The 18,310-nt window shown below is 71.0% G+C and carries 16 protein-coding genes and 1 pseudogene; 10 read left to right on the plus strand and 7 right to left on the minus strand.

Translation table 11 applies throughout. The features are described from left to right. Position 1 precedes the first annotated feature (1 nt). The 5 genes from D0Z08_RS11845 to ccrA form a co-directional block, all read right to left on the minus strand. A complete protein-coding gene (locus D0Z08_RS11845; protein ID WP_118925448.1) occupies positions 2–1,366 on the minus strand; it encodes a glycosyltransferase family 39 protein in 1,365 nt (454 codons plus the stop codon). A 32-nt stretch (positions 1,367–1,398) separates the two neighbouring features. Further along, positions 1,399–2,559, minus strand: coding sequence for an AI-2E family transporter (locus tag D0Z08_RS11850; RefSeq protein WP_245993894.1), 1,161 nt, complete (start codon positions 2,557–2,559; stop codon positions 1,399–1,401). Further along, positions 2,556–3,545 carry a coiled-coil domain-containing protein gene (locus tag D0Z08_RS11855; RefSeq protein ID WP_245993895.1) on the minus strand — a complete coding sequence of 330 codons (990 nt, stop codon included), beginning with the start codon at positions 3,543–3,545 and terminating at the stop codon, positions 2,556–2,558. The genes D0Z08_RS11850 and D0Z08_RS11855 overlap by 4 nt, the downstream gene beginning before the upstream one ends. A gap of 326 nt (positions 3,546–3,871) precedes the next feature. Continuing rightward, positions 3,872–6,634, minus strand: a complete 2,763-nt coding sequence (locus D0Z08_RS11860; RefSeq protein ID WP_118925450.1) for an efflux RND transporter permease subunit — start codon at positions 6,632–6,634, stop codon at positions 3,872–3,874. 83 nt (positions 6,635–6,717) lie between these two features. Then, on the minus strand, positions 6,718–8,058 hold the full coding sequence (gene ccrA, locus D0Z08_RS11865) for a crotonyl-CoA carboxylase/reductase (RefSeq protein WP_118925451.1): 1,341 nt from the start codon (positions 8,056–8,058) through the stop codon (positions 6,718–6,720). 144 nt (positions 8,059–8,202) lie between these two features. Here ccrA and D0Z08_RS11870 point away from each other — a divergent pair, with 144 nt between their 5' ends. From D0Z08_RS11870 to D0Z08_RS11880, 3 genes are read left to right on the plus strand one after another with little or no spacing between them, the layout of a single operon-like run. Then, positions 8,203–8,937 carry a LamB/YcsF family protein gene (locus tag D0Z08_RS11870; protein WP_182481280.1) on the plus strand — a complete coding sequence of 245 codons (735 nt, stop codon included), beginning with the start codon at positions 8,203–8,205 and terminating at the stop codon, positions 8,935–8,937. Beyond that, positions 8,934–9,590 carry a 5-oxoprolinase subunit B family protein gene (locus tag D0Z08_RS11875; RefSeq protein WP_118925452.1) on the plus strand — a complete coding sequence of 219 codons (657 nt, stop codon included), beginning with the start codon at positions 8,934–8,936 and terminating at the stop codon, positions 9,588–9,590. Before D0Z08_RS11870 ends, D0Z08_RS11875 begins: the two co-directional genes overlap by 4 nt. Further along, a complete protein-coding gene (locus tag D0Z08_RS11880; RefSeq protein WP_118925453.1) occupies positions 9,587–10,441 on the plus strand; it encodes a 5-oxoprolinase subunit C family protein in 855 nt (284 codons plus the stop codon). Before D0Z08_RS11875 ends, D0Z08_RS11880 begins: the two co-directional genes overlap by 4 nt. Here the strand turns inward: D0Z08_RS11880 and mce are convergent. Continuing rightward, positions 10,435–10,878, minus strand: a complete 444-nt coding sequence (mce, locus tag D0Z08_RS11885) for a methylmalonyl-CoA epimerase (protein ID WP_118925454.1) — start codon at positions 10,876–10,878, stop codon at positions 10,435–10,437. The two genes, D0Z08_RS11880 and mce, sit on opposite strands and share 7 nt — an antisense overlap. A gap of 128 nt (positions 10,879–11,006) precedes the next feature. Here mce and D0Z08_RS11890 point away from each other — a divergent pair, with 128 nt between their 5' ends. From D0Z08_RS11890 to ispG, 7 genes and pseudogenes are all read left to right on the plus strand, one after another. Continuing rightward, positions 11,007–12,197, plus strand: coding sequence for an acetyl-CoA C-acetyltransferase (locus D0Z08_RS11890; RefSeq protein WP_118925455.1), 1,191 nt, complete (start codon positions 11,007–11,009; stop codon positions 12,195–12,197). Beyond that, a complete protein-coding gene (gene meaB, locus D0Z08_RS11895; RefSeq protein ID WP_118925456.1) occupies positions 12,181–13,146 on the plus strand; it encodes a methylmalonyl Co-A mutase-associated GTPase MeaB in 966 nt (321 codons plus the stop codon). Before D0Z08_RS11890 ends, meaB begins: the two co-directional genes overlap by 17 nt. A 28-nt stretch (positions 13,147–13,174) precedes the next feature. Further along, positions 13,175–13,282: pseudogene (locus D0Z08_RS32960) on the plus strand (metallophosphoesterase family protein); the annotation flags it as partial. A gap of 50 nt (positions 13,283–13,332) precedes the next feature. Next, positions 13,333–13,698 carry a hypothetical protein gene (locus D0Z08_RS11900; RefSeq protein ID WP_245993911.1) on the plus strand — a complete coding sequence of 122 codons (366 nt, stop codon included), beginning with the start codon at positions 13,333–13,335 and terminating at the stop codon, positions 13,696–13,698. A 21-nt stretch (positions 13,699–13,719) separates the two neighbouring features. After that, entirely contained in the window at positions 13,720–14,826 is a 1,107-nt protein-coding gene (dxr, locus tag D0Z08_RS11905) for a 1-deoxy-D-xylulose-5-phosphate reductoisomerase (RefSeq protein ID WP_425454053.1), read from the plus strand. A gap of 16 nt (positions 14,827–14,842) precedes the next feature. Beyond that, entirely contained in the window at positions 14,843–16,207 is a 1,365-nt protein-coding gene (locus tag D0Z08_RS11910) for a M50 family metallopeptidase (protein ID WP_118925458.1), read from the plus strand. 20 nt (positions 16,208–16,227) lie between these two features. Beyond that, positions 16,228–17,379 (plus strand): flavodoxin-dependent (E)-4-hydroxy-3-methylbut-2-enyl-diphosphate synthase, encoded by a 1,152-nt coding sequence (gene ispG, locus D0Z08_RS11915; RefSeq protein ID WP_118925459.1) that lies wholly within the window; start codon positions 16,228–16,230, stop codon positions 17,377–17,379. A gap of 3 nt (positions 17,380–17,382) precedes the next feature. Here ispG and D0Z08_RS11920 read toward each other — a convergent pair whose 3' ends face one another. Continuing rightward, positions 17,383–18,285 carry a glycoside hydrolase family 16 protein gene (locus tag D0Z08_RS11920; protein WP_118925460.1) on the minus strand — a complete coding sequence of 301 codons (903 nt, stop codon included), beginning with the start codon at positions 18,283–18,285 and terminating at the stop codon, positions 17,383–17,385. Positions 18,286–18,310 lie beyond the last annotated feature (25 nt).

Below are 18,310 nucleotides of genomic sequence, written 5' to 3' on the forward strand. Positions count from 1 at the left end.
GCTAGACCCCGGGACAGGTGTACAGCCGGACCAGGAAGAAGTCGTCCCGGGAGACCTGCCGTCGATGGCAGCCGAGCTCGACGAGACGGGTCGCGACGGGCACCTTCCGGGTGCCGTAGACGAGGATCTCGAGTCCGGCGACGTCGGTCTCGTCGATCGTCGCGGGGTCACGGATGCCTGCGAAGAACGGGTCCGGCGCGGTGTCGGATGGTGCGGAGAGGTCCGGCAGGCCCTCGAGCGGACCCGGGTAGGCGAACTCGATGCTGCGAGCGGTGGTGGCGGTGTAGTAGACCGCGTCGGCATCGACCTCGCCGGCTGCGGCGGAGAGGTCGCGCAGGTTGCCGGGCTTCGCGTCGGGGTGGCGCTGGGCGAGCACGCACGGGGTGATCACGACGACCGCGGCGAGCGCGGCGACCAACGGAGTCCGCTTCGGCAACGCCGCTCCGCCGACGGTGGCCGCGATGGCGACGGCCGGCACAGCGAACGTCACGTAACGCGGGTGCATGCCTCCCCCCGCAAGTGCGCACCCGATGGCGACCAGCGTCGGCAGCCCGCCCCACAGGGCGAGCACCGCGGGCAGCCAGCGGCGTCCGTCGCGCCACAGGTGGTAGACGCCGAAGGCGCCGAGCGCGAGCATCCCGACGAGGAGGACCGCCCGGATCCCAGGCGGATCGGCCGCCTGACCGCTGGTCAGCTCGTTGAGCAGCATCCGGTGCCAGGTGAACTCGACGTTGAGGAGCCAGGCGACCTGGCTCCGCTGGCTCCAGGCGACGACGGCCAGTGGTGCGAGGCCGGTCGCGGTGGCGGCCGTGGTGACGCCCCAGGCGACGCGCGCCCGGGGCAGCCCGACGAAGATCGCGACGCCATGAGCGATCGCGAGCAGGACCAGGTAGAGGTGCCACCAGCAGGCCACCAGGCAGACCGCACCGTAGAGGACCCAGTAGCGTCGACGCCGCCGCCGGCAGGCGGTGTCCAGCGCCAGCGTGGCCAGTACGGCGAACGCGGCCGACCAGGCATAGCTGCGACCGTCGACCGCGGTCCATGCCAGCCCGGGCGCCACGCCGGTGAGGAAGCCAGCGGCCGCCGCCACCCGGAGTCGCTGGTGTCGCGCCACGAGCAGCACGGTCGCTGCGGCAGTGACGCCGACGCCGAGCGCGCTGAACGCCCGCACCGCTTCGATCGAGTCGCCCGTCACCAGGGTCCAGGCACGCAGGACCACGTAGTAGAGACCGTGCACCGCGTCGACCTCGCGGAGCACGGTCCAGGTGTCGCCGAACGGGCGCCTCAGCAGACTCAGGGTGACCGCTTCGTCGTACCAGATGGTGGGGCGGGCCGCACCGACCAGTCCCAACGCGGTCGCGACCACGCCGGCAACCAGGGCTGCGACCCGCCGGTTCCTCAGCGCAGGTCCTGCTGCTTGACGACGACCTCCCGGATGATCAGCAGGACCGCTGCCGCGGCCGGGATCGCCAGCAGCGCGCCGACGACACCGAGCAGCGCGGCGCCGACCAGAGCGGCGATCACGATGACCGCACCAGGGAGGTCGACGGAGCGCCCCATGATCCGCGGGTAGATCACGTAGTTCTCGATCTGCTGGTAGATCACGTAGAAGATCACGGCCGCGATGCCGCTCTTGACGTCGGTCGCGAACGCGATCGCGCAGACCACGACCGCGCCGATCGTGGCGCCGATCATCGGGATGACGTCGAGCACCGCGACGACGAACGCCAGCGCCACGGCGTACTCCCGCACCTCGGTGAACCAGAGGAAGATCAGCGACGAGAAGCCTGCGCACAGGGCGACCACGAACGCCCCGGACACGTATCCGCCGATGTTGTGGATCACCTTGTCGCCGAGCTTCGTGACCCGCTCGCGGCGCGACGCGGGGGCGAGGCGGTAGATCGCGTGGGTGGTCGTGTTGAGCGAGGCGAGGAAGTAGAGCGTCAGCACCAGGATGATGAACGCGTTGAACAGCGCGGAGATGATCTTGAGGCCGAAGCCGAGCGCGCCGCCGAAGAGGGTGGAGACGAAGTCGCCGTCGGTGACGAAGGCCTTGGCCTTGTCGACGATCTCGTACTCCTCGTTGAGCTCCTGGACCTTCTTGTTCTCCTGGAGCTCATCCAGCCAGATCGGGGCGTTCGCCGACAGTGCGGAGATCTGGTCGGCGATCACCGGCACGATCGCGACGATGAACAGCGCGAGTACCCCGACCGCCGCGACGATCACCAGGGCGCACGCGAACGAGCGCCGGACCCCGCGTCGCTCCAGGAACTCGACCGACGGGTTGAGCCCGGCGGCGAGGAAGAACGCGATGACGACGAGCATCAGCACCGAGCCGATGCCGATCAGCGCCTGGAACAGCCAGTACGCCACCAGCAGCCCGAGACCGCCGACGAAGCCCATGTAGAACGGCGAGCGCCGGTCGAACGGCGCGCCCGGCTCGCCGTACGGCATGGGGACGGCGGCCGAGCCGTCGACGAGCGTCTGCTCGGCCGCCCCCTGGCCGGCTGCGGACGCGTCGCCCTCCTGGGCGGTCGTCCGCCGCCGGCCGACCCTCAACTCTGGTCCTCGGCGTCGTTCTCGTCGAACCCGGCGACGAGGTCGGCCAGCGAGGACAGCTGCGCCGTGATCGCGGCCCGTCGCTTGCTGACCCGCTCCAGCTCGGCCTTGGTCGCGGCCAGCTGGCGCTGTGCGTCGGCCTCGCCGCTCGCGGTGATCGAGTCCGCCTGCGTGCGCGCCGACGCGACGATCTGCTCGGCCTCGCGGCGGGCCCGGCTCAGCAGCGCCTCCGACTCGGACTGCGCGGCGGCGCGGTTCTCGGCCGCCTGGCGGGACGCCTCGGCGGCGCGCTGCTCGGCGGCGGCGGCGCGCTGCTCCGCCTCCTCGACCAGGCGCCGGGTCTCGCCGACGGCGGTGTTGTGGTGGTCGGTCGCCTCGCGGGCGAGCCGCTCCTTCTCCACCGCGAGCATCCGCCGGGCCTCCTGCACCTCGCGGTCGGCAGCTGCGCGGGCCTGCTCGACCTCGCGCTGCACGGCGCTGCGCTGCTCGCTGGCCTCCTGCTGCGCGGCCAGCCGGAGCTGGTCGGCCTCGCGCTTCGCGGCCGCGAGCTCGTCGGTCGCGGTGCTGCGTGCCAGGGCGAGCTCCTGCTCGGCGTCGGCCAGCAGCCGGGTCCGGTTCTCCTCGAGCTCGCGCAGCTGGACCGCACGCATGTCCTCGGCCTCGCGGGCCGCCTCGGCGCGGACCGCCTTCGCGTCGCGGGAGGCCTGGTCGCGGATCTCGGCGGCGTCGCGCTCGGCGGTCCCGCGGATCTCCTCGGCCTCCTCCTCGGCCAGTCGCAGCATCGCACTCGCCCGGCCGCCCAGGCCGGCGTAGGACGGGTTGTCCGTCTCGGCGAGCTCGGCCTTGGCGGCCTTCAGGGCTGCCTCGAGCTCGATGACGCGCTGTTCCGACTCGGTCAGGCTCGCCCCCAGCGCGGACTTCTCGCTGGCGAGCTGCCGGATCTGGGCGTCGACCGCCGCCTGGTCGTAGCCGCCGCGCCTGACCACCGGCAGTGAGGCTGTGGAAGCCGCCGCTGCGCTGGGGGGTGCGGGCCTCGGGCTCGCAGGGCGAGCGGGCTGTGCCGGCTGGGTGGGGGCGGACGTGGTCACGGGCATCACCTGGGTCGTCTCGTTGTCGGGTTGGGGGGTCCCCGGCTCGGATTCCGGCGGGGCAGTGCCGGGCTCGTTGTCGAAGATCGAAAGACCTTGGTCGCTCATGCGGGGGAAGCTCCCTTTGCGGTCGAGGTGAACGAGGTCCGGTCCATGATCCCTGATCCACTCCGGTTTCCCCACCCCCGCCCCTCGCAAATCGCCACGTGTCGCGCGTGTTTCGGTCAACCCACGGGAACTGAGGTCGGCGGCGCGGTGTCAGGAAGCCCCAGTGCGACCTGCAGGTCGGCATGGAGAGCCTCGGCGCCGGAGTAGCGCCGCATCGGGTCCTTGCTCAGCGCCAGCCGCAGCAGGCGGTTCACGGCCAGCGTCAGCGGTTCCCTGCCGGGGAGCTGGGGCACCGGCTGCCTCAGGTGGGCCTGCCGGACCTCCTCGATGGTGGCGCCGGTGAACGGCGCGCCGCCGGTCGCGGCGGTCCACAGCAGGCAGCCGAGCGCGTAGACGTCGGCGGCGGGTGTCGGCCCGGCGTACGGCTCGGGTGGCGCGAACGCCGGGTCCGGGCCGAAGATCCGCGTCGGCGGCACCAGCACCGCGCGGGGTCCGCTGCCCTCCGGCAGCAGGAGGACGGCGCCCGGGCGGATCTCGCCGTGGGCGCCGCCCGGCGGCGGCTGGTCCGCGAGCGCGCGGGCGATCGCCGAGACGACCTCGACCGCGGCCCGCAGTGATAGCGGCCCGGTGGCGCGGAGCTGTTGCCCGAGATCGGTGCCGGTGGGGAGGTGGGCCGGAGGTGGCGGCGGGCTCGAGGGCGGCGGAGGTGGCATCGCCGCGGCGGCCAGCGGGGGACCGGCGGGGGCCAGGGCGGCCCCTTCCCGGAACCCGTAGCGTTCCCACCACCGCCGCAGCGGGCCCGGCGCCCACCAGTTGAGCCGGCCGAGGAGGGCCATCGTCGCCGGCACCATCAGCGCGCGGACTATCGTCGCGTCCACGATCAGCGCCACCACCATGCCGACGCCGAGCATCTTCATGAGCACGATGTCGCCGGTGGCGAACGCGCCGATGACCACACCGAGCAGCAGCGCGGCGCTGGTGATGATCCGCCCGGTCGACTGGACGCCGCTGGCGACGGACAGCTCGTGGTCGCCGGTGGCGTCCCAGCGCTCGCGCACCCGGGAGAGGAGGAACACCTCGTAGTCCATCGACAGGCCGAACAGGATCGCCAGCATCAGGATCGGGTTGGTGGCCTCGAGGAACCCGGGCGACGTGAAGCCGAGCAGGCCGGACAGGTGGCCGTCGTTGAAGATCCAGGTGACGACGCCGAAGGAGGCGGTGATCGAGAACGCGTTCATCACGATGGCCTTGATCGGCAGCACCAGCGACCCGAACGCGATGAAGAGCAGCACCAGCATCACCCCGATGACGATCCCGCCCATGAGCGGCAGGTGGCCGTGCACGGAGGCGATCAGGTCGACGGTGTCGGCGGTGACGCCGCCGACGAGCGCCGACCCGGTTTCCGGGTCGATCTCCCGGAGCTCCTTGACGATCTCCTGCGAGGCCTCCGACTGGCTGTTGCCCTCCCAGACGACCCGGACCAGGGCGGCGTCGCCCTCCACCCCGAGGACGACGGCGTCCTCGACGCCGGAGACGCCCTTCGCCTCCGCGACGTACGACGTCACTGCCGCCGCGTCGAGGTCCTGCAGCACCGCGGTGGCCACGGACTTCTCCGGCCCGAACTCCAGCAGCTCGTCGGCGGCGATCCGCGAGGGTGCGTCCTCGGGGAGGATCCGGTGGTCGATCCCGCCCCACTTGGCGCCGAGGAACGGCGACGCCACGAGGAGGAGGAAGACCCCGGTCACGGTCAGCACCGCGATCGGGTGCCGCATCACGCCACGGGCGAGCCGGGCCCAGCGGCCGTCGTCCCCCGCGGGGGCGGGCTTGTCCCAGCCCTTCCGCCACGGGAGCCGGCCGGAGTCGATCCGACGCCCGAGCAGGACCAGGATCGCGGGAAGCACCGTGATCGCGGCCAGCATCGCGATCAGGACCGCCGCGATGCCGCCGTACCCCATGCTCTTGAGGAACACCTGGGGGAAGACCAGCAGGCTCGACATCGCGGCCGCTACGACGAGCCCGGAGAACATCACGGTGCGGCCCGCAGTCGCCAGCGTGCGCGCGACGGCCGTGCGCGCCGACGCAGGATCGTCGGGCGGCAGCAGCGCGAGCTCCTCACGGAACCGGCTGACGACGAAGAGCGAGTAGTCGACGGCGAGGCCGATGCCGAGCAGCGAGATGACGTTGATCGAGAACATCGAGACGTCGGTGAAGAGCGTCAGCACGCGCATCACCGCGATCGAGGTGAGCAGGGCGACGATGCCGAGCAGGGCCGGCATCGCTGACGCGGTGAGGCTCCCGAAGATCAGGAGTGCGAGCAGCACGACCAGGGGGAGCGAGAGCAGCTCGGCCCGCTTGAGGTCCTCCTCGGTGATGACGTTGACGTCGGCGTGGGCGGGGTACAGCCCTGCCAGGTGGGTCTCCAGGCCCTCGGCGTGGAGCAGTGGCTCGATCTCGTCGTAATTGATGAGGCGCTCGTTGAGCGTCTCGCCGGCGAGGGAGATGTGGACCTGGGCGGCGTCGCCGTCGGGGGTGACCAGGCCGGAGCCGTCCGGGAGGGCGTAGTACGGCACCGTCCCGACGACCTCGGGTACGTCGAGGTCGGCCACGACGGCCTCGACCGCCTCGCGGAACTCCGGCTCGTCGGCGGTCAGCTCGTCACTGGAGTAGATCGCCACCACGTCGATCGCGTGGTTGCCGAAGAGCGCCTGCTCGGCCTCGACGGCCCGGTAGCCCTCGGCGTCGGGATCCTCGAACCCGCCACGGCCCAGGTCGTCGAACACGCCGGCGCCGTAGCCGGCGGCCGCGACCACGATCAGCACCGCGACAGCGAGGACCAGCCGGGCGTGGCGCCCGACCAGACCCGCCCAGCGGTCGATCACGTGCGCAATCTAGTGCCGAACGACCCACCGCGCGTCCGTCTTACGAAGGAATCACGGTGGGTCGCTCGGACCCCGCGGTCGGGTCAGATACCGCGGAACAGGTTGATCTTGTCGAGGTGCTGCTCGCGGAGCTCGTGGTTCAGCACGCCGAGGCCCTCCTCGGGGGCGAGGGCAAGGACGCCGACCTTGCCCTGGTGGAGGTTGTGGTGCACGTCGAGGGCGGCCTGGCCGACGTCGTCGAGGGAGTAGACGCGGGAGAGGGTGGGGTGGATCTTGCCCTGCGCGATGAGGCGGTTGGCCTCCCACGACTCGCGGTAGTTGGCGAAGTGGCTGGAGATGATCCTCTTGAGGTTCATCCACAGGTAGCGGTTGTCGTACTCGTGCATGTAGCCCGACGTGGAGGCGCAGGTGGTGATGGTGCCGCCCTTGCGGGTGACGAACACGCTGGCGCCGAAGGTCTCGCGGCCCGGGTGCTCGAAGACGATGTCGATGTCCTCGCCGCCGGTGAGCTCGCGGATGGCCTTGCCCAGGCGCAGCCACTCCTTCGGGTTCTGCTGCGTGCCCTCGTCGTTCCAGAACTTGAAGTCCATCTCGGAGCGGTTGATGACCTTGTCGGCGCCCATGTTGCGCACGATCTGCGCCTTCTCCTCGTTGGAGACCACGCAGACCGGGTTGGCGCCGCCGTTGAGGGCGTACTGGGTGGCGAAGCCGCCGAGGCCGCCGGAGGCGCCCCAGATGAGGACGTTGTCGCCCTGCTTCATGTTGCCGCCGTTGGCGGAGACCAGCTGGCGGTAGGCCGTGCAGTTCACCAGGCCCGGCGAGGCGGCCTCCTCCCAGGTGAGGTGCTCGGGCTTGGGCATCAGCTGGTTGGCCTTGACCATCGCGACGTCGGCGAGGCCGCCGAAGTTGGTCTCAAAACCCCAGATCCGCTGCGAGGGGTCCATCATCGCGTCGTTGTGGCCGTCGGGCGCCTCGAGCTCGACAGAGAGGCAGTGCGCGACGACGCGGTCGCCGGGCTTCCACTTGTTGACGCCGGGGCCGGTCTTGAGCACGACGCCGGAGAGGTCGGAGCCGACGATGTGGTAGGGCAGGTCGTGACGCTTGGCGAGCTCGGACTCGCGGCCGTAGCGCTCTAGGAACCCGAAGGTCGAGACCGGCTCGAAGATCGAGGTCCACACGGTGTTGTAGTTGATCGCCGAGGCCATGACGGCCACGAACGCCTCACCCGGGCCGAGCTCGGGGAGCGGTACGTCGTCGAGGTGCAGCGACTTGCGGGGGTCCTTCTCCTTGGCGGTCATGCCCTCGAACATGTCGACCTCGTCCTTGTGGACCGTCACGGCCCGGTAGGACTCCGGAAGCTCGAGGTTGGCGAAGTCCGCCGAGGACGTCTCGTCCGCGAGGATGGCATCGAGGATGTGCTGCACGGTCGTTGTCTCCCTGGTTCCTGTGCGTGGGGTGGCATCGAGTGTTGGCGCGGCCGTCGCGAAGATTACCCGTGGGTAATCGCGGGTTGGGTGGTTCGTGACAGGCGTCTCACTGCCGCGTGGGCCACGATAAGGGGCGTGACGTTGCATCAGGGTCGCCCGTCCACGCTGGACCTCAACGCCGACGTGGGGGAATCGTTCGGCCGTTGGCAGCTCGGCGACGACGAGGCGCTGCTCCCGCACCTGACGAGTGCGAACGTCGCCTGCGGGTTCCACGCGGGCGATCCGCTGACGCTGCGCCGTACCTGTGAGAGCGCCGTACGCCACGGCGTCGTGATCGGCGCCCAGGTCGGCTACCGCGACCTGGCCGGGTTCGGCCGCCGGTTCGTCGACGTCGCGTCCGACGAGCTCGCGGCCGACGTGCTCTACCAGCTCGGGGCGCTCGACGGCATCGCGCGGGCGGCCGGTGGCCGGGTCGGCTACCTCAAGCCCCACGGCGCGCTCTACCACGCGGTGACCCGGCACGAGGGCCAGGCACGGGCGGTCGTGGCCGCGGTCGTGGCGTACGGCGGCCTCCCTGTCCTCGGCCTGCCGGGCTCGCTGCTCCTCACCGTCGCGGAGGAGGCGGGGCTGCCCACAGTCGGCGAGGGCTTCGCCGACCGTGCCTACCGGCCCGACGGCTCGCTGGTGCCCCGTGCGGAGCCTGGCGCGCTCATCACCGATCCCGCCGCAGCCGCTGCGCAGGCGGTCCGGCTGGCCGACGCCGGCGACGTGCGCTCCGTCTGCGTCCACGGCGACTCACCCGGGGCCCCGGCACTGGCCGCCGCCGTACGCGCTGCCCTGTCCGACGCCGGAGTGACGGTCGCGGCGTTCGCATGACTGTTCGACGAGGCCCCCGCCTGCTGCCGTACGGCGACCGCGCCCTCCTCGTGGAGGTCGACGACGTCACCCAGGTGGTCGATCTCACTGACGCCGTCAGGACCGGTGCGCTCGCCGAGCTGGTCGAGGACGTCGTGCCCGGCGCCCGCTCGGTCCTCCTCGTCGCCCGCCCCGGCGTACCCCTCGCCGATCTGCGCTCGCGGGCCGAAATCGGGATAGTCCCTGACTTTTCTGTCGTCGATCGGGCGGATTCGCGACAGAAACGTCAGGGACTATCCACCGTCGAGATCCCCGTGACGTACGACGGACCGGACCTGGCCGAGGTCGCGCGGCTGACGGGGCTCGGGGAGGACGAGGTGGTCGCGGCGCACACGGGCACCACCTGGCGGGTGGCGTTCGGTGGGTTCGCGCCGGGCTTCGCCTACCTGGTCGGCGGCGACTCGCGGCTCGAGGTGCCGCGCCGCGACAGTCCACGCACGAAGGTCCCGGCCGGAGCGGTCGGCCTGGCGGGGGAGTTCAGCGGCGTCTATCCCCGCGAGTCTCCGGGCGGGTGGCAGCTGATCGGCCGCACCGACGTCGCGATGTGGGACCTCGACCGCGACCCGCCCGCGCTCCTCGACGCCGGCACGACCGTCCGGTTCAGCCGCGCATGACCGGACTCCTGATCCACCAGGCGGGGATGGCCCTCTTCCAGGACGCCGGGCGCCCGGGACGGGCTGCGATCGGCATCGGTCGATCCGGCGCGGCCGACCGGTCGTCGTACGAGCTCGCGAACCGGCTGGTCGGCACTGCTCCCGGCGCCGCTGCGCTCGAGGTCGTGCTGGGCGGGCTCGAGGTCCAGGCCGTCGACGGGACCATCTGGCTGGCGGTCACCGGCGCTCCGGTCCCGCTGCTGCTCGACGGTCGTCCCGAGCCCACCGGTGCGGTGCTCGTGCTGCGCCCCGGCAGCCGGCTCACGCTCGGCGTACCTCCCAACGGGCTCCGCTCCTACCTCGCGGTCCGCGGCGGTCTCGACGTCGCGCCGGTCCTGGGCTCCCGCTCCCGCGACACGCTCGCCGGGCTCGGGCCGGCGCCGCTCGCCGCCGGCGACGTGCTGCCGATCGGCGACGAGGTCGCCGACGAGATGAGGGTCGACGCCGTACCGGCGCAGCAGTACGACGACCGCCCCGTCCTGCGCGTGGTCCGCGGCCCGCGCGACGACTGGGTGCGCGACGCGGCCCTGCTCACGTCGAGCACCTGGACCGTGGCGCCGGACTCCGACCGGGTGGGCGTGCGCCTCGCCGGCGGCCGGCTCGACCTGGCCGATCCCGCACGGCAGCTCCCGAGCGAGGGTGCCGTCCGGGGCGCTATCCAGGTCCCGTCCGGGGGCGAGCCGGTCGTCTTCGGTCCCGACCACCCGGTCACCGGCGGCTACCCGGTGGTGGCCGTGGTCGTCGACGCGGACACTGACCGGCTCGCCCAGCTGCGGCCGGGGGAGCAGGTCAGGTTCGTCTGGGCTCAGTGACCCTCTGCGGCGGGCTCGACCAGCTCCACCAGCACCCCGCCGGCGTCCTTGGGGTGGATGAAGTTGACCCGGCTGTTCGACGTACCGCGCTTCGGCTCGTCGTACAGCAGCCGCAGGCCGCGCTCGCGGAGCGTGGCGCAGACGGCGTCGATGTCGGCCACGCGGTAGGCGAGCTGCTGCAGGCCCGGGCCGCTGCGGTCGAGGAACTTGCCGATAGTCGAGTCGGCGGACAGGGGGGCGAGCAGCTGGATCATCGAGTCGCTCTCGCCGACCCGGACCATCGCCTCGCGGACGCCCTGCTCCTCGTTCGTCTCCTCGTGGGCCACCGTCATGCCGTACTTCTCGGTGTAGAAGGCGATCGCCTCGTCGAGGTCGGGCACCGCGATGCCGACATGGTCGATGGCGGTGAAGAGGTGCTGCACGTCGCTCAGGCTCATGGTGACATTGTGCCGATCTGGCGCTGTGACGAGTGACTCACCCCGCGCCGACTGAGACCCCTCGCCGGGCCTCGGCGCCCGCGAGTACAGTCACCAAGGTTCACCATTTCGTCGTCACCGGAGGAAGAATGTCCGACAACCCCAGCGTCATCGTCGCCGGCGCCCGCACCCCGATCGGCCGCCTGCTCGGCGGTCTCACGTCGCTGTCTGCGGCCGAACTCGGCGCGATCGCCATCAAGGGCGCCCTCGAGAAGGCCGGGGTCTCGGGCGACCAGGTCGACTACGTGATCATGGGCCAGGTCATCCAGGCCGGCGCCGGCCAGAACCCCGCCCGCGGGGCCAGCACGGGCGCGGGCATCCCGATGAGCGTGCCGACCATCACCATCAACAAGGTCTGCCTCTCGGGCCTCAACGCGATCGCGCTGGCCGACCAGCTCGTCCGCGCGGGTGAGGTCGACGTCGTCGTCGCCGGTGGCATGGAGTCGATGACCAACGCCCCCCACCTGCTGCCGAACTCGCGCCAGGGCTTCAAGTACGGCGACACCGCGCTCGTCGACTCGATGGCCTACGACGCGCTGTACGACCAGTTCACCAAGCAGGCGATGATCAACCTCACCGACTCCTGCAACGCCACGAAGGACAACTTCACCCGCGAGGAGCAGGACGCGTTCGCCGCCGGCTCGCACCAGAAGGCCGCGGCCGCGCAGAAGAACGGCGTCTTCGACAACGAGATCGTGCCGGTCACCATCAAGTCCCGCCGCGGCGACGTCGTCGTGAGCGAGGACGAGGGCGTCCGCGCCGACACGACCGTCGAGTCGCTCGCCGGTCTCCGCCCGGTCGCCAAGGACGGCACCATCACTGCCGGCTCCGCCTCGCAGATCTCCGACGGCGCCGCCGCCGTCGTCGTCATGAGCAAGGCCAAGGCCGAGGAGCTCGGGCTCACCTGGCTGGCCGAGATCGGCGCGCACGGCCAGGTCGCCGGCCCCGACTCCAGCCTGCAGCTGCAGCCGGCCGCCGCGACCGCGAAGGCCCTCGAGAAAGAGGGCATTACCGCCGCCGACCTCGACCTCGTCGAGTTCAACGAGGCGTTCGCCGCCGTCGGGATCGCCTCGGCCCGCGAGCTCGGCCTCGCGGACGAGAAGGTCAACGTCAACGGCGGCGCGATCGCGCTCGGCCACCCGGTCGGCATGTCCGGCACCCGCGTGGTCCTGCACCTCGCGCTCGAGCTCCAGCGCCGCGGCGGCGGCGTCGGTGCCGCCGCGCTGTGTGGCGGTGGCGGCCAGGGCGACGCCCTGATCGTGCGTGTCCCGCAGGGCTGAGTCACCTGACGAGCTGGTCGCCCGGGCCCGCGAAGGCGAGGCCCGGGCGATCGGCCGTTTGATCTCGCAGGTCGAGGACGGCTCGCCGGTCCTGCGGGACGTGATGGCCGCACTGGCGCCGTACGCCGACGGTGCCCGTGGCGGGCCCCACATCGTCGGCCTGACCGGCTCTCCCGGTGTCGGCAAGTCCACCTCGACCAGCGCACTCGTCACCGAGCTGCGCCGCCGCGACCTCCGGGTGGGGGTGCTCGCCGTCGATCCGTCGTCCCCGTTCTCCGGCGGCGCGCTCCTCGGCGACCGGATCCGGATGTCCGAGCACGCGACCGATCCCGGCGTCTTCATCCGGTCGATGGCCGCGCGGGGACACCTGGGCGGCGTCTCGCGGGCGACCCCGCAGGCGCTGCGGGTGCTCGGTGCCGCGGGCTACGACGTGATCCTGGTGGAGACGGTCGGTGTAGGTCAGAGCGAGGTCGAGATCGCGCGGCTCGCCGACACGACCATCGTGCTGCTCGCCCCCGGCATGGGCGACGGCATCCAGGCGTTCAAGGCCGGGATCCTCGAGATCGGCGACGTCTTCGCCATCAACAAGTCCGACCGTGAGGGCGCAGACAAGGTGCGCCGCGACCTGCGCTCGATGATCTCGCTCGCCGACCGTCCCGAGGGCGCCTGGCGGCCGCCGGTGATCAAGACCGTCGCCACCGAGGGTCAGGGAGCCGCGGAGGTGGTCGACTCGATCGACGAGCACCGCGCGTGGGCCCGGGAGAGCGGTGAGCTCGAGCGGCGCCGGGTCCGTCGTACCCGCGACGAGATCGAGGCGATCGCCCTGACCGCGCTCCGCGAGCGCTGGGGCTCGGTCGACGCCGGCAACCGGCTCGACGGACTCGCCCACGCCGTGATCGCCGGAGAGTCCGACCCGTACGCGGCAGCGGACGCGCTCCTCGAGGACTGAGTTCACGGCGGAGGTAGATTCGCCCACCGTGACCCTCGATCGGATCGCGCTCATCTCGGACGTCCACGGCAACCTCACTGCGCTGGAAGCGGTCCTCGCGGACATCGACGCGCGCGGGATCTCGACCATCTACAACCTCGGCGACTACGTCGGAAAGGGTCCTCGCGGTCGGGAGGTGGTCGACCTGTGCCGGGAGCGCTGCCAGGTCACGGCGACACGCACGACCCCTATTACGAGACCGACCGCCGGCGGCGGACGGTCGTCAACACGGGCGGCGTCGGCAACTGCACGGGTGATCCGACGCCGGTCTACGTCGTGATGGAGGGCGTTCTCGGCGGTCGCGAGGACGCGCCCTTCTCGGTGTCGTTCGTGCGCGTGCCCTATGACTGGGAGTCCGAGCTGGCCTACGCCGCCGAGGTCGGGATGCCGGAGCTCGAGGGCTACGTCCTGGAGCTCCGTGACGGCGTCTACCGCGCCAACCTGGCGCCCGGTGAGACGCCGGACTACCACCGCCGCCCGCGCACCCCGGCACGGGTCGACGCTCCCACCTGAGCGACTGGAAGGATGGGTGTCGTGAGAGACGTCGTCATCCTCGGTTCGACCGGGTCGATCGGCACCCAGGCGCTCGACATCGTGCGGGCCAACCCCGACCGGTTCCGGGTCGTCGGACTGACCGCCGGTGGGAGCAACCCCGAGCTGTTCGAGCGGCAGGTCGCGGAGGTCGCGACCCGCTACCCGGAGGTGTTCTCAGGCCTGGGCGAGGAGGCATCCGTCGAGGCGGCACAGCTGCCCTGCGACGTCGTACTCAACGGCATCACCGGCGCGGTCGGCCTCCGGCCCACGCTGGCCGCCCTCGACGCCGGCCGCACGCTCGCGCTCGCCAACAAGGAGTCGCTCATCATCGGCGGTCCGCTCGTCAAGGAGCGGGCGCAGCCGGGCCAGATCGTCCCCGTCGACAGCGAGCACAGCGCGATCGCGCAGAGCCTCCGTGGCGGCAGCGCCGAGGAGGTACGACGCCTCGTCCTCACCGCCAGTGGAGGCCCGTTCCGCGGCCGCACCCGGGCCGAGCTCGACGGTGTCACGCCGGAGCAGGCGCTCGCGCACCCCAACTTCGCGATGGGCCGGGTGATCACCACCAACTCGGCGACCCTCGTCAACAAGGGCCTCGAGGTGATCGAGGCGCACCTGCTCTTCGACGTGCCGTTCGACCGGATCGACGTCGTCGTACACCCCCAGCAGCTCATCCACTCGATGGTCGAGTTCACCGACGGCGCCGTCGTGGCGCAGATCGGTCTCCCGACCATGCTGGTCCCGATCGCCCTCGGGATGGCCTGGCCGGACCGCGTTCCCGACGCCGAGACCCCGGTCGACTGGACGAAGGCGGCGGACTGGCGGTTCGAGCCGCTCGACGACGTCGCCTTCCCGGCCGTCGTGCTGGCACGCGAGGCCGGGAGCCGCGGCGGCACCGCGCCGGCGGTCTACAACGCCGCCAACGAGGTGTGTGTGGACGCCTTCCACGAGGGCAGGCTCCCGTTCCCCGGCATCGTCGACGTCATCGGCGCCGTCCTTGCCGACCACGACGTACCCTCGGGGGAGCACCTCACGCTCGACGACGTGCTCGCCGCCGACGCCTGGGCGCGCGAGGCCGCCGCCCGCACCATCACGACCAACCAGACCTGAGGACCCCGCACCAGCGATGACCGCCGTTCTGCTCTACACCCTCGGGGTGCTCGTCTTCGTGGTCGCGATCCTGGTCTCGATCGGGCTGCACGAGCTCGGCCACATGATCCCGGCGAAGAAGTTCGGCGGGAAGGTGACCCAGTACTTCATCGGCTTCGGTCCCACCGTGTGGAGCAAGCAGATCGGGGAGACCGAGTACGGCGTCAAGGCGATCCCGCTCGGCGGCTACGTCAAGATCGTCGGGATGCTGCCCCCCGAGGCCGCGGAGCTCGCCGACGACATCAGCTACGACGCGGACGGCAACCAGGTCACCCGGGTGCGGAAGTCCAACACCGGCATGTTCACCCAGCTCATCTCCGACGCCCGGGCCGCGGAGTGGGAGCTGGTCAAGCCCGAGGACTCCGACCGCCTCTTCTACAAGATGTCGTCGTGGAAGAAGGTCGTCGTCATGGCCGGCGGCCCCTCGGTCAACCTGCTCATCGCGTTCGGCATCTTCGCCGCCGTCTTCGCCACCTACGGCAACCCGGCGGACGAGACCGTGACGACCAAGATCGACGAGGTGCAGGCGTGCGTCGTGCCGGCCGAAGAGTCGGGGCGGGTCTGCACCGAGGAGGAGATCCGCGAGCAGCCGACGCCGGCGTTCGAGGCGGGCCTCGAGGAGGGCGACCGGATCGTCTCCTTCAACGGTGTCGAGGCGGAGAGCTGGGACCAGGTCCAGCAGCTGATCCGCGACAACGGTGACGGCCGCGCCGAGATCGTCATCGAGCGCGACGGCGAGATCCTCCCCCCGATCGTCACCGAGACCACGGTGACGCCGCGGTTCCTGAGCGAGGACGCGGAGGATCCGGTCGAGGTCGGCTTCCTCGGCGTCCGGCCGTCGACCCACCCGACCACGGGCGGCCCGTTCTACACGCTCGAGCAGATGGGCGGCATGACCGTCGACGTGGTCAAGGCGCTGGGCACCCTGCCGGTGAAGGTGTTCGACGTCGGCCAGGCGATCTTCGGGCTCGAGGAGCGCGACCCCACCGGACCGGTCAGCATCGTCGGCGGTGGCCGGCTCGCGGGCGAGACGGCGGCCCACGAGGAGATCCAGGTCCAGGAGAAGGTCATCTCGCTGCTGATGCTGATCGCCGGCTTCAACTTCTTCATCGGCATGTTCAACTTCGTGCCGCTGCTGCCCCTCGACGGCGGTCACATCGCCAGCGCGCTGTGGGAGGCGCTCCGACGCGGCCTCGCCCGGCTGCGCGGCCGCCCCGACCCCGGCTACGTCGACGCCGCGAAGCTGCTCCCGGTGGCGTACGTCGTCGCGTCGGCGATGTTGGTCATGGGCGTGGTGCTGATCGTGGGTGACCTGGTTGTGCCGGTTCACCTCGAATCCTGACCCGGAAGTACCCTGAACGCATGACTGCCATTGGCCTCGGTATGCCCGCCGCACCCCCGCCGGTGCTGGCTCCTCGCCGCAAGACCCGGCAGATCCAGGTGGGCAAGGTCGGCGTCGGCAGCGACTTCCCGATCTCGGTCCAGTCGATGACGACGACGCTGACCGCCGACGTCAACAGCACCCTCCAGCAGATCGCCGAGCTGACCGCCGCGGGCTGCGACATCGTGCGGGTCGCCTGCCCGAGCCAGGACGACGCGGAGGCGCTCCCCGAGATTGCCCAGCACAGCCAGATCCCGGTCATCGCCGACATCCACTTCCAGCCGAAGTACGTCTTCGCCGCGATCGACGCCGGCTGCGCCGCCGTCCGCGTCAACCCCGGCAACATCAAGAAGTTCGACGACCAGATCAAGGAGATCGCCCGGGCCGCCAACGACCGCGGCACCAGCATCCGGATCGGCGTCAACGCGGGCTCGCTCGACAAGCGGCTGCTGGAGAAGTACGGCAAGGCGACGCCCGAGGCGCTCGTCGAGTCGGCGGTCTGGGAGGCGAGCCTCTTCGAGGAGCACGACTTCCACGACTTCAAGATCTCGGTCAAGCACAACGACCCGGTCGTCATGGTGCGCGCCTACGAGCTGCTCGCGGAGCAGGGTGACTGGCCGCTGCACCTCGGCGTCACCGAGGCCGGTCCGGCCTTCCAGGGCACGATCAAGTCGGCCACCGCGTTCGGCGCCCTGCTGTCCCGCGGCATCGGCGACACCATCCGGGTCTCGCTCTCGGCACCCCCGGTCGAGGAGGTCAAGGTCGGCCTCCAGATCCTGCAGTCGCTCAACCTGCGTGAGCGCAAGCTCGAGATCGTCTCGTGCCCGAGCTGCGGCCGCGCCCAGGTCGACGTCTACACCCTCGCCGAGCAGGTGACCGCCGGCCTCGAGGGCATGGAGGTCCCGCTGCGGGTCGCCGTCATGGGCTGCGTCGTCAACGGCCCGGGGGAGGCCCGCGAGGCCGACCTCGGTGTCGCGTCCGGCAACGGCAAGGGCCAGATCTTCGTCAAGGGCGAGGTCATCAAGACCGTGCCGGAGTCGCAGATCGTGGAGACGCTGATCGAGGAGGCGATGCGGATCGCCGAGTCGATGGAGCCGGTCGAGGGCGCGGAGCCCTCGGTCACGATCTCCTGACGGTCAGCGCCACGCCTTGGCGTAGTCGACCACGAACGCCGAGGGGAACTCGGTCTTGTTGGTGATCTTGGCGTCACGGGTGTACTCGGTCACCCCCATGTTGAGGATCATGCTGAACGGGTGGTCGAACGGCTGCGGCCGCTTCTGCGGGGCATCGGGTTCCCAGGCCCGGCGGAAGCACTCGCGACCGTCGATGTAGAACCGCATCATCGTCGGACGCCACAGGACCGAGTAGCGGTGGAACCGTGCGGGAGTCCTGGTCCGGCACCTCTTGCTGGAGTCTTCAGCCTTGGTCCGACCGTCGTAGTGCAGGGCGGACAGGACCACGTGCGGGGTGTAGGACCACCACTCGGCGACGTCCATCTCACCCGACTCCGGCCACTGGCCGTAGGTCTTCTCGATCGGGTACATCCAGAACCCGCCGTGCAGGCCGCCCTCCTTCGTCGGCGGGAATTTCGCGCGGATCTCGAATCGGCCGTACGTCTGCGAGAAGTGACCCTTGGTGCCGATCATGCCGCCGGTGAAGCGGGTGATGAACGCCTTGTATGCGCCGCACAGGAGCCAAGACCTCTTCAGCGTGATCAGCCGCAGCTTGCCCTGGCGGACCTTGATGTTCTTGGGGGAGTCCATGTAGCAGGTCATGCCGGTCGAGAACCGACTCCGCTGTGACTCCTGGACGCCCCACTTGTCCCGGTCGAGCTGACGGCCGTTGAAGTTGTCGACGAACGAGCACCTCCACCGGGTGCCGTTCCACTTCTTCAGGATCGGGCCGCACGCGTCGCGCGCGAGGACGGAGGCCGCCGCAGGTTCGGTCGGTGCACCGGCCGGCAGCGGGGCGAGCGCCGCCGCTCCGACCAGAGTCGCACCGATCAGCAGGCGTTGAAGAGTGCCGACAGTTTTCCGCATGGTACGAACCCCCAGGGAACAGCAG

The organism is Nocardioides immobilis (genome assembly GCF_003515065.1).
Taxonomy (GTDB): domain Bacteria; phylum Actinomycetota; class Actinomycetes; order Propionibacteriales; family Nocardioidaceae; genus Nocardioides; species Nocardioides immobilis.